Origin of the sequence: Janthinobacterium silvisoli, assembly GCF_014200725.1 — a bacterium.
Taxonomy (GTDB): Bacteria; Pseudomonadota; Gammaproteobacteria; order Burkholderiales; family Burkholderiaceae_D; genus Janthinobacterium.
Genome location: NZ_JACHCL010000008.1, coordinates 116,085 through 127,906, shown reverse-complemented (window position 1 = coordinate 127,906; position 11,822 = coordinate 116,085). Strand labels below are relative to the sequence as shown.

13 protein-coding genes are annotated in these 11,822 nt (G+C 58.6%); 6 read left to right on the top strand and 7 right to left on the bottom strand.

All coding sequences use genetic code 11. The annotated features are described in order from the left end of the window. Nucleotides 1-51: 51 nt before the first annotated feature. Genes madL through mdcH form a run of 4 tightly spaced genes read left to right on the top strand, consistent with a single transcriptional unit; the run spans nt 52 to nt 2,753 of the window. Nucleotides 52-465 carry a malonate transporter subunit MadL gene (gene madL / locus HDE75_RS24495; RefSeq protein ID WP_183681787.1) on the top strand — a complete coding sequence of 138 codons (414 nt, stop codon included), beginning with the start codon at nt 52-54 and terminating at the stop codon, nt 463-465. Then, nucleotides 458-1,222: a malonate transporter subunit MadM gene (gene madM, locus HDE75_RS24490; protein WP_183681790.1), complete on the top strand. Its 765-nt coding sequence runs from the start codon at nt 458-460 to the stop codon at nt 1,220-1,222. Before madL ends, madM begins: the two co-directional genes overlap by 8 nt. After that, nucleotides 1,222-1,830 carry a malonate decarboxylase holo-ACP synthase gene (locus tag HDE75_RS24485; RefSeq protein WP_183681793.1) on the top strand — a complete coding sequence of 203 codons (609 nt, stop codon included), beginning with the start codon at nt 1,222-1,224 and terminating at the stop codon, nt 1,828-1,830. Before madM ends, HDE75_RS24485 begins: the two co-directional genes overlap by 1 nt. After that, on the top strand, nt 1,827-2,753 hold the full coding sequence (mdcH, locus tag HDE75_RS24480) for a malonate decarboxylase subunit epsilon (protein ID WP_183681796.1): 927 nt from the start codon (nt 1,827-1,829) through the stop codon (nt 2,751-2,753). Before HDE75_RS24485 ends, mdcH begins: the two co-directional genes overlap by 4 nt. Here mdcH and HDE75_RS24475 read toward each other — a convergent pair. The 3 genes from HDE75_RS24475 to HDE75_RS24465 all read right to left on the bottom strand — a co-directional run bounded on the left by HDE75_RS24475 (nt 2,750) and on the right by HDE75_RS24465 (nt 4,881). Beyond that, entirely contained in the window at nt 2,750-3,376 is a 627-nt protein-coding gene (locus tag HDE75_RS24475; protein WP_183681799.1) for a hypothetical protein, read from the bottom strand. The genes mdcH and HDE75_RS24475 overlap by 4 nt on opposite strands. 20 nt (nt 3,377-3,396) lie before the next feature. Then, on the bottom strand, nt 3,397-4,224 hold the full coding sequence (locus tag HDE75_RS24470; RefSeq protein ID WP_183681802.1) for an oxidoreductase: 828 nt from the start codon (nt 4,222-4,224) through the stop codon (nt 3,397-3,399). Between the two features lie 90 nt (nt 4,225-4,314). Then, nucleotides 4,315-4,881: a TetR/AcrR family transcriptional regulator gene (locus tag HDE75_RS24465; RefSeq protein WP_183681805.1), complete on the bottom strand. Its 567-nt coding sequence runs from the start codon at nt 4,879-4,881 to the stop codon at nt 4,315-4,317. Between the two features lie 282 nt (nt 4,882-5,163). Here HDE75_RS24465 and HDE75_RS24460 point away from each other — a divergent pair, with 282 nt between their 5' ends. Further along, the gene (locus tag HDE75_RS24460; RefSeq protein WP_183681808.1) at nt 5,164-5,967 is read left to right on the top strand and encodes an AraC family transcriptional regulator; all 804 of its coding nucleotides are present in this window, start codon (nt 5,164-5,166) and stop codon (nt 5,965-5,967) included. Nucleotides 5,968-5,976: 9 nt separating this feature from the next. On the opposite strand, the gene HDE75_RS24455 is transcribed toward HDE75_RS24460, so the two are convergent. The 4 genes from HDE75_RS24455 to HDE75_RS24440 form a co-directional block, all read right to left on the bottom strand. Continuing rightward, on the bottom strand, nt 5,977-6,609 hold the full coding sequence (locus HDE75_RS24455; protein ID WP_183681811.1) for an alanyl-tRNA editing protein: 633 nt from the start codon (nt 6,607-6,609) through the stop codon (nt 5,977-5,979). Between the two features lie 90 nt (nt 6,610-6,699). Further along, nucleotides 6,700-7,131: an EamA family transporter gene (locus tag HDE75_RS24450; RefSeq protein ID WP_183681814.1), complete on the bottom strand. Its 432-nt coding sequence runs from the start codon at nt 7,129-7,131 to the stop codon at nt 6,700-6,702. A gap of 131 nt (nt 7,132-7,262) precedes the next feature. Further along, nucleotides 7,263-9,590: a TonB-dependent receptor gene (locus HDE75_RS24445; protein WP_183681816.1), complete on the bottom strand. Its 2,328-nt coding sequence runs from the start codon at nt 9,588-9,590 to the stop codon at nt 7,263-7,265. Between the two features lie 165 nt (nt 9,591-9,755). Beyond that, the gene (locus HDE75_RS24440; protein ID WP_183681819.1) at nt 9,756-10,154 is read right to left on the bottom strand and encodes a DUF2946 domain-containing protein; all 399 of its coding nucleotides are present in this window, start codon (nt 10,152-10,154) and stop codon (nt 9,756-9,758) included. Between the two features lie 433 nt (nt 10,155-10,587). Here HDE75_RS24440 and HDE75_RS24435 point away from each other — a divergent pair, with 433 nt between their 5' ends. Beyond that, a complete protein-coding gene (locus HDE75_RS24435) occupies nt 10,588-11,721 on the top strand; it encodes a sensor histidine kinase (protein WP_183681822.1) in 1,134 nt (377 codons plus the stop codon). Nucleotides 11,722-11,822: the final 101 nt, after the last annotated feature.

Genomic DNA, 11,822 nt, shown 5'->3' with positions numbered 1-11,822 from the left:
GAGAATACAGAGAAGACTTGAAAGTCATTCCATGCTAACGGAGACAACACCATGATTATCTACGGAACCGCATTACTGGCGATCTGCCATTTGCTCGGCATCTTCCTGGGCGACCTGCTCGGCCAGTTGATGGGCGTCAAAACCAATGTGGGCGGCGTAGGCATCGCCATGCTGCTGCTCATTTGCGCCCGCCTGTACCTGCAGCACAAGCAATGGATGCCGGCATTGACCGAACGCGGCGTCGAATACTGGGGCGCCATGTATATCCCGGTGGTAGTGGCGATGGCTGCCCAGCAGGACGTGGTGGCCGCATTGCGCGGCGGTCCGGTGGCGGTGCTGGCCGCACTGGGGGCGGTGGTGATCTGCGCCTGCGCCATCTCGCTGATCAACCGCATGGAAAAACCGGAGTCGGTTGCAGCGGCTGAAGAGACCTTGAACCTGGCCAAGGATACCCATCATGCTTGAGACCTTTGAAAAAGCTGGCCTGAACAATGGCCTGGTGACGGCGTTTGCCTTTGTCGGCCTGATCGTGCTGCTGTCTGTCGCATTGTCGCGCTACCTGACCCTGGGCCGCGTGCACGGTTCTGCCATCGCTATCGTCGTTGGTCTGGGCCTGGCTTACTGGGGCGGTTTGCACAGCGGCGGCCACAAGGGTTTGGCCGATTTGTCGCTGTTTGGCGGCATCGGCCTGATGGGCGGCGCCATGCTGCGCGACTTTGCCATTGTCGCCACCGCGTTCGAAGTGCAGGCGGTCGAGGCGCGCAAGGCTGGCCTGATCGGCGTCGTTGCACTGTTGCTGGGTATCGTGCTGCCATTTCTGGTGGGCGCCAGCATCGCGTATCTGTTTGGCTATTCCGACGCCGTCAGCATGACCACCATCGGTGCCGGCGCCGTGACCTATATCGTCGGCCCCGTCACGGGTGCGGCCATCGGCGCCAGTTCCGACGTGATGGCGCTCAGTATCGCCGCCGGCTTGATCAAGGCCATCATGGTCATGGTGGGCACGCCCGTGGCGGCGCGCTTCTTGCGCCTGAAAACGCCGCGTTCGGCGATGGTCTTTGGCGGCCTGGCAGGAACCGTGAGCGGGGTGTCCGCAGGCCTGGCGGCGACCGACCGCAAGCTGGTGCCGTATGGCGCACTGGTGGCGACATTTCATACAGGCCTGGGATGCCTGCTGGGGCCATCGCTGCTGTTCTTTGCCGTGAAAGCGGTGATGGGGTGATGGTGGCATACCGGCCGCATGATTTGCTATGGGCGCGCGCCTGGCCGCAGGACGCAGCCTTGCCAGACTGGGTGTGCCCGCAATGGCTGGCCATGGCGCCGGTCGTGGTGCGGCGCGCGCCAGCGGCCATCGGACGCATTGCGGTAGGCTTGCGCGGCACGACCCGCAACCAGCGGCACGCCGCCGAGATCGACGCCAGCGCCGTGCTGCGCTGCGTGACGCCGGAAATGCTGGCGGCCAGCGTACCGGCCTGGCCAGATTGCCACACCATCGAGGCGCTGCACCACCTCAAGCCACTGCTGGACGCCACCGGCTGGGCGTGGGGTCCGACCGGTAGCGTAGGTTTTGCGCTGGCCAGCGGTTTGCCAGTGCTACGTACAGATAGCGACCTCGATCTGGTGCTGCGCATGAGCAGTCCACCCGATGCCGTGCAGGCGGACGCCTTGCGCAGCATCGTGGCCAGCGTCATACACTGCCGGCTGGACCTGCAGATTGATACGGGCGCCGGCGGTTTTGCCTATGCCGAATGGGCAGCCGGCCGGCCCCGCGTACTGCTGAAAACGGATCACGGCCCACTGTTGACGGCCTCGCCCTGGGAGCCGCGATGAGCATACTATTTACCTTTCCCGGCCAGGGTTCGCAGCGTGCCGGCATGCTGCATGCGCTGCCAGACGATGTGGCGGTGGCTGCCACGCTGGATGAAACAGCATCTGTGCTGGGCTTGGACCCTTTAACACTGGATACGGAAGCGGCGCTGGCCTCGACCCGCGCCGTGCAGCTATGTCTGTTGATCGCCGGCGTGGCGATGGCGCGCTCGCTTGCTGTCCAGGGTGGTGAGCCCGATATGGTGGCCGGCTTTTCCATCGGCGAGTATCCGGCAGCCGTGGTGGCTGGGGCGCTGGACTATGCCGACGCCTTGCGGCTGGTGGCCTTGCGCGGGCAGTTGATGCAACAGGCGTACCCCAGTGGCTACGGCATGGCCGCCATCGTGGGCCTGGAACACGCGCCGCTGGCAGCGCTGGTGGCCCAAGTGCATAGCGATGTGCATCCCGTATATATCGCCAATCTGAACGCCAGGCGGCAGATCGTCATTGCCGGCAGCGACCATGCATTGCAGCAGGTAATGGCCCTGGCACTGCAGCACGGTGCCAGCAAGGTCCAGCGCCTGGCCGTTAGCGTGCCTTCGCATTGCCCGCTGTTTGGCGCGCAAGCGCAGGAAATGGAGGCGGTTTTTGCGCAAGTGAGCGTGCGCCGGCCTGTGCTGGCTTACCTGAGCAGCAGCGCAGCGCGCAGCCTGTCTGATCCAGACCGCATCCGGGACAGCCTGGCCAGCAATATGGCGCGCCAGGTCAACTGGGCCGATACCGTGCGCCTGGCCTGGGAGCGCGGTGCGCGGCTGGCACTGGAAATGCCGAGCGGCTCCGTGCTGACCCGGCTGACGGCGCCCGAACTGGCCGATGGCCTGGCCATCAGTTGCGAAGGCCAGCGCAGCGCCAGCTTGCTGGCCATGCTGGCGCAGGCAAAGCCTTAAAACGCTGTTTGGAAATCCAGCGACAAGGATGTCAAATTGCCGCCCACCTGCAGCGAGGTATGCGCAGCGTAGGTATGCAAGGCGTTCAGATACTCGCTTGCGCGATCCCGGTTATGCATTTCCAATGCAGTCAAGGCGGCCGCGCTGACCAGCGTGCCTATCCCCAGTCCCTTGGCGTAGCGCTTGTTGTTTACCGTGCCATAAACCGCCAGGCCCAGAGCAGCAGCCGCCACGCTGCCATCGATCCAGATGATGCGCTGGAAATCGCGCTGCATGGTGTCCAGATGAGTACCCTCCGTTTGGAGATACAGCGCTGGCGACTCGTTTAACAGCGTTGCATAGCTGGCATGGCGTTCGTCGATCTGCGATAAATACGCCAGCGAGCCGATGCTGGTGGCAGCGCCGATCAGCAGGAACGGCAGGCCCAGTCCCGTTGAAAAGCGCTGCCTGCGGCGTAACAGCAGGCCACCGAATACGGCGGCGAGCGCACCAGTGGCGGCCGTGGCGGGCAGGGCGCTCTTTTCTGCAGTGTAATAGGCATGCAGGGCGTCGTTCATGCCGGCAGCTCCCGCTGGATGCTGGACAGCCGTGAGCATGGTCGCCGCCAGCAGCCCCTGTTTCATCCTCCGTATCATAGGCATGTTCAACCCTGCATCGCCTTGGAAATCAGGCGGTCAAACATACGGTCGGACAATATCCAGCGCAGGAAAAGCAGCGGTGCTGCCAGGGTGCCGCCGTGGTAGCGCGCCTTGGGTTGTTTGGCTCGCAGGGCCTTGACGATCAGGTCGCTGATCAATTTGGCGGGTGCTTGCGCAGTTTTTCCTTGTATCTTGCCAAAGTTGTTTACCAGGCCGGCATAAGCACCATTGGCGGAATACCGGCTTGCCTCTTCCACCGCGATGCCAGCCCATTCCGATTCGACGCCGCCTGGTTCGATCACGACCACGGCGATACCGAAGGGGCGCACCTCATTACGCAAGGCATCGGAATAGCCTTCCAGCGCGTATTTGGACGTGTGGTACCAGCCACCCAGCGGCGTGGCCAGCTTGCCGCCGATCGAGGAAATGTTAATGATGCGGCCGTAGCGCTGTGCCCGCATATGCGGCAAACAAAGCTGGACCAGGCGGGCCGCGCCGAACAGATTGGTTTCCATCTGGCGCCGTCCTTCGTCCAGCGGCACGTCTTCCAGTGCGCCAAACTGGCCATAACCGGCGTTATTGATCAGCACGTCGATGCGGCCTTGTTCTTTGATAATCTGCTGTACCGCCGCCGACATGGAGCTGTCATCGGTCACGTCCAGCGCCAGGATATGACCGCCCGCCGCCTTGATGTCCGCCATTTTGTCTATCCGCCGCGCGGCGCCATAGACTTCGTAGCCTTCATTGATCAGACGCAGGGCAAAGTCCTTGCCCATGCCGGAGGAGGCGCCCGTCACCAGGGCCACTGCTTTGCTGCTGGTGTTCGTTTTCATGTTGTTCACTCCAATATTGAAATATGAAAATGTTTGACTAGTCAGTCATTTAATAAATGAAACTTAAGCTGAAAGTTTCAGTCTTCCCACTTAGCTTAGTAAACGCCAGGCTGCTTCAAAACCCGTCATGCCGTGCTGTTCCGCATTAGCCGGATCGGCGATCATGAAATCGACGGTCGCGTCGGCAATGGAACTGAGCATGGCGCCCACAAAACCCAGGGGGGCGTCGCGCAGCGGTCCTTGCTGGCGGCTGCGTTCGATAAAAGCCGCCATACCCGCCGTTGCCTCCATGCCAGCCTGCCGCGTTTGTGCCGTAATTTCATCGGATACGCCCAGCTGTGCCAGCGCCCGGCGTTTTTCGGGGGCGGACGCTGTCCAGCGCAACCAGTTGCGCCATAGCTGCAGCATCTGGCTGCGAATATCGCGGTCGACAGGCAAGCCTTTCAGCGCCGCCGCGCTCAGGTCGACCTTCAATTCCAGATACAGCGCGTTCAGCAGCGCAGTCTTGGTCTCGAAGTAGGTGAACAGCGAGCCATTCGATACGCCGGCTTCCTTGGCGATCACAGCCGTGGGCGCACTGAGCCCCTGGCTGGCGATCACGCGGCTTGCCGCTGCCATGATGGCGGCGCGTCGTTCTTCACTTTTTGGTCTGGCCATGGTTGCTTGATTAATAATGCTGATTTTTGATACTCTCATTTTATAAGAGAGTGCCCAGTCAGTCAATGGGCTGGGAGACATCAGCGCGCATGAACAAAATGTCGGCACTGGACGCCGATTCAACAGCCAAAATTCCAAGGCTGGCATACAGCGCAAAGGCAGGGAAGTTGTCGCGGTAGGCGCGCAAGGTCACTGCGGCGGCGTTTGTTGCCTGGCTAGCCTCCGGCAAACGACAGGCGTAAAATCTGCTTGTCCTTTTCAGAGAAGCAACGCCAGCCCAGCATGAAAGACCAGGTCCAATACAGCCGCAGCCATCAACTACCAGGCCTGGTACTGGGCGAGGCACGCCTGGCGAAATTTCGCTTCAAGCGGCACTTTCACCTCGATTATCACATCGGCGTGATTACCGAGGGCGTGCAACGCCAGGTGCTGCATGGCGAAAACATGGTGCTCACGCCAGGTACTATCCAGCTGATGCCGCCCGGCGAAATGCATGACGGCTTCAGCGCCGACGATGGTTTTTATACCTTGAAGACATTCCGGGTCGCGCCCGAGATACTCAATGGCCTGGCCCAGGAAATTTCTGGCTCAGGCGGACAGCTCGGTGACGTCGTCCTGCTCGATCCAGCCGCAGCGTATCGCCTGTCCAGGCTGCATGCAGCCTTCCAGGACGGCGAAACAGCGTCGCCGCTGCAGCTGCAAGCCGATTGGCTGACCCTGCTGGAACATTTGCTGTCGCGTACCCGCTTGAGGACGCCGGAGATGGTCCATGGTGAATTGTCGGCAAGCCAGCGCACGCGCGTGCGTGAGTATTGCGAAGCCCGGCTGGCCGACAAACTCTCGCTCGATGAACTGGCCGCCCTGTGTGGTATCGAGCGTTTCAAATTCCTGAAACTGTTCAAGCGCACCACCGGCATGACGCCGCATGCCTGGCTGGTGCGGCTGCGCCTGGAACGCGCCTGTACCCTGATGACAGCCGCCCGCCAGGACCTGACCCAGGTCGCCCATGCGGTGGGTTTCTACGACCAGAGCCATTTCAACCGGGCTTTTCGCAGCGCCTATGGCGTCGCGCCGTCGCAGTATTAGTAACCCTGCCTATTCGGCCACCTCATACTGCACCGATAGCTGGCCCTTTTTCTCTTTCATCTTGAGTAAAACGAACTGTTTGATCTGGCCGGCGGAAGCCACATGCGTGCCGCCGCACGCCGTCATCGGCAGAGAACCAAAGCCCAGCATGCGCTTGTCGCTGCCCATATCGATGTTCCTGGGCATATCGCGCTGGATTAGCGCATTGACGGCTGCCTGCACCTTATCGGCATCGAGCTCCTGGGCCGCAGCCGTGCGCTCGAACACCACGCGCGCTTCACCAGGCCAGTGATGTCCCTTGACGGCGCGCCAGCCCAGCGGCTCGATCACGTTCGCCAGCAGATGGCCGGCGGAATGCAGGCGGGCGTGCAACTGGCGCGACTCTGCCAGCACGGTAATTTCCACCTCGCCAGGCGCGATCGCCGCCTCCGTCACATGGATCACAAGCTCGTCCTGCTGAAGCACCCGGCTTACAATTATGCCGTTGATGGTCCCCATGTCGGAAGGCTGACCACCGCCTTGCGGATGGAACAAGGTGGCGGCCAGCACCACGTTGAACTGGCCAGAGTCGGCCGGCGTGCAACTCAGCACCTGGCTGTGCATGCTTAACTGGTCGCTATTGAAGTAAATACGCTGCGTCATTTCTATGCCCTCATGGAATCTTGAATGCAGATTTTAGGGAAGGCGGGCAGGGCGGCGCTTGTAAAAAATTGACGGGTGTTTGGTGGATGACTAGAAAACCACCATGATGATGGACCCGGCGACAATCAGTCCGCCACCCAGCGCCACCGGCCAGGTCAGGGTTTCGCCGAGAAATACGATGCCAAATACGATAGCCAGCGCCACGCTGAGTTTGTCCAGCGGCGCCACCTTGCTGACCGGCCCCAGCTGCAGCGCGCGGTAGTAACACAGCCACGACAGACCGGTGGCTATCGCCGACAGCACCAGGAACAGCCAGCTGCGCGTGCTGATGCTGGATGGATTTTGCCATTCGCCGCGCAGGGACACGATGCCGCCGATCACCGCCAGTATCACCACCGTGCGGATGAACGTCGCCAGGTTGGAATTGAGCCCAACCACGCCCAGCTTGCCAAACAGCGCCGTCAAGGCTGCGAAGACGGCGGAAGCGAGGGCGTAGGTGATCCAGTTTGATTGTGGGGACATGTAGGGCATCCTTTAGGGCTAAGTAACTCCCCGATGGTAGCAGGCACAGCTCAGATATTGATTCATTTGTTTGAGATGCTTTAATGGAAAACAGCCGCGCCCTCGCTGCAGGCGCGGCAGGGCCTGCTCGCTTAGTAGCTGAACTTCAGTTCTGTAAACACGGTCCGCTGCGGGAACGGGTGATACAGGTAATAGTTTCGGTTGTTGAGGTTATCGACACCGCCGGCCAGGCTCCATTGGCGGCTGAACTGGTAGTGCACGCGCAGGTCGGCCACCATGAACCCTTCGAAACCGGTGTAGGTGTGGCCGTTGATGTCGGTATTGTCGACCGTGCCGTATTGCTTGCCGCTATAGCGGGCCGCCAGGGTGATGGCCCATTTGTCGGTCGGCCGGTAAGTCGCCATGGCCGTGGCGCGCCACTCTGGTATATACGGCGTGTGCGCGCCGACTGAAGTCGCGCCGGCAGTGGTGGGCACGTAGCTGCTGTTGGCCAGGATGCGCGCGTCGACATAGGTTATCGAACCGCTCAGGTCCAGGCCAGGGATCAAGGCGTTCTGGCGTTCGCCGACCAGCTCGATGCCACGCTGGCGCGTCTTGTCGACGTTTTGCGTGAACGACACCGGCGTGGCGTAACCGGTAATGAAGCTGGTTTGCGAGATCAGCGCATCGCTCACGTGTTCCTCGAACAGCGATAAGCGCAGCTTGCTGCCGTCGCCGTTGCGCTCGAAAGCCAGTTCGCCCGACTTGACGTTTTCCGGTTTTAAAAAGGGATTGGCCTGCGTATAAGTGCTGCCGGTCTGCACGTTCTGGTACAGCTCGCCGACCGTCGGGAAACGCAGCGCCTTGCCGAACGAGAGCGTGGCTTGCCACAAGGGATCTATCTTCCAGTTCAGGGATGCCTTCGGCGACAGGCCCTGGCGTTCGACTGCCGGCTGGGTGACGGCATAACCCTTGCCGTTGCTGGCCGTCGCATAATTGTAGCCGTCGAACGCCCGCCATTGCTCGTAGCGCGCACCCAAAGTGGCCGTCAGCGCGGGCGCAATGCGCCACTGGTCTTGCAGCCACAGCGCTTCGGTGCGGGTCTTGCCGAGCGAGTTGCTATACAGGCTGGCCTCGTCACCGTCGGTCCAGTTGAGACTGTTGTAGGTCGGGCTGACCAGCTTGAACCGGTCGCCGTACAAGCCGAAGCTGAGCACATGCGGGCCGGCAAGGCCGTCCGGATGCCAGCTGGCGCTCAGGTCCAGCGTCGACCAGCCGGTGCCGCTAGCGTCGGCGGTGCGGCCAGCACCACCGTTTTGGGCGGCAGGGAACAAGCCGGTCGAGGTGCGCGTCAGGTCGGTGGCGTAGTGGTAATTGCTGGCCACCACGTCCCAGTCCCAGGCCGCGCCATGGCGGCTTTTGACGTCCAGGCTTTGCATCCAGTGCTGCTGGGTGGTGCTGTTGGCCGAGAACTGGCCCGCCACGCTGCTGGCACTGTAGGATTTGCCGCCGAGATTGACGTTGCCGCTGGCGCCGCCGTAATAGGGCGCGCCGCTGGCCGTGCTCAGGTAAGAGTTCGTGCCAGCGTCGGCGTCGTTATGCCAGTAGCCCAGCGTGTAGACGGCCGTGACGTTGCGCGACAAGTCATAGGCCAACTTGATCTTGGCGCTGTCCTGCACCGTGTGGGTGATATTGCCGGCGCCCAGCACCTGGATCGCGCCGTTAGTGCGGTTCAGGTCGGGATACGCGCCCTGGATCGTCGGATCGCCGGGCACGGCCGGCTTGTTTGATTGGTTCAGCGTGCCAAAGGTGATCGGCTGGCTGTGGCTGTCGAGGTGAGTGGCGCTGACGAACCACGACAGCGCGCCGTCGCGGTTGCCCAAAGTGGTACTGATATCTTGCGTGCCGTAGCGGTCATTCGTGCCGTACAGGCCAAACTTTTGCGATGCCGCGTTGAGCTTGACGCTAGCCTCGAACTGTCTCGGCATGCGGGTGTTGAGCTTGACCACGGCGCCGTAGGAATTGCCGGCGTAGGCCGCCGAGTACGGGCCGTACATGACATCGATGCTCTCGATTTCTTCCGGCGCGACCATGAACCAGCGCGGCGAACCATTGCCGTTGTTGTTATTGACCAGCGCCGAGAGCATCACGCCGTCGGCCATGACCAGGCTGCGCGCGCTGGCGTTGATGCCGGTGGTGCGCGTTGCCAGCGGGGCTTGCGTATCGCCGTCAAAGCGCTTGCGCACCAGGATGCTGGGCAGATATTTCAGTCCATCTTCGACATTCATGACGTTGCTGGTCTCTGCCAGCTGGCGCGCGGTGACGCTGGCAATCGTCGCCGGCGAGCGGACGTCGGTCGGGTCCGGCGTGCTGCCAGTGACTTGCACGACCGGTATCTGGTCGTCGGCCCAGGCTTGTTGTACCGACAAGGCCATGCACGTTGCCAGCAGCAAGCTGGAATTAGGGGAAGCAAATTTCATAGGTATTCCTGGAACAAGAAAGCGGCCATAGCGGCGGGCAGGCACGACCACCATCGCGATATAGACGGCGGCCAAGCGCATGCGGGCGCAGGCAAGGTAATGGTAAAGGTATGGAGTGGCGTTGCAGCCGGCAGTTCACTGGCGATGCAGCAGGGCCAGCTTTGATCAGGCGGAGGGAGGGGCGCGGGAATGTGGCTGAGACCAGGTAAACAGAGGCTCAGGAGCGAGGTAAAACAGGGCGGGGAACAGCGCCATGCCAGCTTTCACAGGCAAGGGCGTGGCAAAAGTCGTGGGCAAGGGCGGCGTGGCCGCATCGCTGACACAGTAGGGGCAGTGCTCGACATGATGCAGCACCGAATCGAGCGGCGACTTGACCGCGATCGTGCCATCGGCATTGAAGTACTTGACCCCATCGACTGTACAGATCTCGATCTGCGTGATCTGCTGTCCGTGCGGCTGCATCGCATTGAGGGCATGGGAAATCGACGGCACGAGCGCATTCATCAGTATCGCGAAACACGCGATCCAGATATGCAGGCGCTGCCGTCTTGTCCATTTCCTCATGGGCGGGAGTATAGCAAGAATTCATGCCTTACTTGCATAAGTATCCGCATCAGGTCGCTTACTGCATCAGCCTATTCGTTGCCTTTAACACCTAACAAAACCTGCTGCGCGTCGATGTGGGCGGCCTGTGATCCCGGCAGTGGAAAGCAGGTCAAACAGTTCGAAGTTTTGCGAAAAAACGAGCATCATCATTTCAACTCAGTTGCAATTCCATCATTAGGGATATCGCTCGAACGTTCGCCGCTTAACCCTTTACTGAAAAAGTGAATTCATAGCGGCAAAGAATTAGTCATGCTTGGCAATTTTCATACCAAATCAAAAAGATTTAATTTTTAAATGTTTTTTTTGCAATTTATGCTAATATGAATTGGTGCTGGGATGCTTTTTTGGGTATCAAGTTGCTTGCAGAAAATTAAACCCATAGGAGCATACAATGATGTATGAGTTCCTCATTAATAATCGAACAAATCTTGCTGCTCGATGTCGTGAGAAAGTAGCGCTTCGGCCTGGACGAATGGCCTCCAAGCTTCAACTGCTGAATGGGGTGCCAATGCTCCTGGATCAATTGATTCGAACATTAGCGGCTGAAAATACATCGCAATCGATCGTTGCATTTGGGATTTCAGGACCAGAAAATGGAGATTTGGCTTTTTCTGAAATAGCTATCTCAGCCGTGGAACACGCTCGAGAGCTGCTGGCTCTTGGCTTTTCAGTTAAGCAGGTTGTTCATGATTATGGTGACCTTTGCCAGTCAATAACAGATCTGGCAATTGAGCGGAAAATTACCTTTACCATACACGAATTTCGGACTTTGAGTCGATGTTTAGAGAATGCAACCGCGGATGCGGTTACTGAATTTAGCTATCAGCGTGACTTGATCGAGGCGAATAAAATAGCGAAAGAAAATAACGATCGGTTAAGGCACTTCGTGCATGAGTTACGCAATCTTCTGGGCACAACGTCGTTAGCATTTACTGCAGCAAAATCTAGCAGATTAAATCTATCCGGATCAACAGGAGTTATACTTGAAAAAAGTATACTTAATTTGGGAAGGCTTATCGATAGCTCTGTTGATGATATTAATGAGATAGTCAGGCAAAAAATCGTTCTAAATACATTTCCAATTTCATCATTTATTGCCGAAGTTTTATCTTCTGCTGAGCTGAGTTGTGAAAATATAAAATGTGAATTAAGGTTGATGCCTGTCGATCCTGATTTGGCAACTTCGGGAAATCGCTCACTGCTACTAATTTCCTTAGTGCGAATTTTACAAAATGCGGTTAAGTTCACACAACTAAATAATCATGTTGTTCTTGCTGTTTACGCATCTGGTGATCAAATTCAGATCGATGTAAAAGATAATTGCAGTGACGTTGACTCACAAGAGGTGGATTCCACGCATTCACAATCGACTCAAATTGACAGAGATAGAATCGGTTCTAGCTTAATTCTGGCAATAGCTAAACAAAGTGTTGTCTCATATGGAGGATCACTTAGTATTCAAAATCAATCTGAAATCGGTTGGGTTGTAAAAATTTCCATTCCCCGCAGAACAGTTGTCAACTAAATAAAATACTGTCTTTAGAATTAATTTTTCTCCTATAAAGTTGATATGAGTGCCGATGCGCCATGCGTATAGCGATCCTGTAATCAGCATAGTGAAAGCTG

What these genes read in the sequence shown, in the direction of transcription:
- HDE75_RS24460 (WP_183681808.1), top strand. Translation starts at nt 5,164, where the DNA reads ATGAAAGACCAGGTCCAATACAGCCGCAGCCATCAACTACCAGGCCTG.
- madL (WP_183681787.1), top strand. Translation starts at nt 52, where the DNA reads ATGATTATCTACGGAACCGCATTACTGGCGATCTGCCATTTGCTCGGC.
- mdcH (WP_183681796.1), top strand. Translation starts at nt 1,827, where the DNA reads ATGAGCATACTATTTACCTTTCCCGGCCAGGGTTCGCAGCGTGCCGGC.
- madM (WP_183681790.1), top strand. Translation starts at nt 458, where the DNA reads ATGCTTGAGACCTTTGAAAAAGCTGGCCTGAACAATGGCCTGGTGACG.
- HDE75_RS24445 (WP_183681816.1), bottom strand. Translation starts at nt 9,590, where the DNA reads ATGAAATTTGCTTCCCCTAATTCCAGCTTGCTGCTGGCAACGTGCATG.
- HDE75_RS24450 (WP_183681814.1), bottom strand. Translation starts at nt 7,131, where the DNA reads ATGTCCCCACAATCAAACTGGATCACCTACGCCCTCGCTTCCGCCGTC.
- HDE75_RS24455 (WP_183681811.1), bottom strand. Translation starts at nt 6,609, where the DNA reads ATGACGCAGCGTATTTACTTCAATAGCGACCAGTTAAGCATGCACAGC.
- HDE75_RS24485 (WP_183681793.1), top strand. Translation starts at nt 1,222, where the DNA reads ATGGTGGCATACCGGCCGCATGATTTGCTATGGGCGCGCGCCTGGCCG.
- HDE75_RS24440 (WP_183681819.1), bottom strand. Translation starts at nt 10,154, where the DNA reads ATGAGGAAATGGACAAGACGGCAGCGCCTGCATATCTGGATCGCGTGT.
- HDE75_RS24435 (WP_183681822.1), top strand. Translation starts at nt 10,588, where the DNA reads ATGATGTATGAGTTCCTCATTAATAATCGAACAAATCTTGCTGCTCGA.
- HDE75_RS24465 (WP_183681805.1), bottom strand. Translation starts at nt 4,881, where the DNA reads ATGGCCAGACCAAAAAGTGAAGAACGACGCGCCGCCATCATGGCAGCG.
- HDE75_RS24475 (WP_183681799.1), bottom strand. Translation starts at nt 3,376, where the DNA reads ATGAAACAGGGGCTGCTGGCGGCGACCATGCTCACGGCTGTCCAGCAT.
- HDE75_RS24470 (WP_183681802.1), bottom strand. Translation starts at nt 4,224, where the DNA reads ATGAAAACGAACACCAGCAGCAAAGCAGTGGCCCTGGTGACGGGCGCC.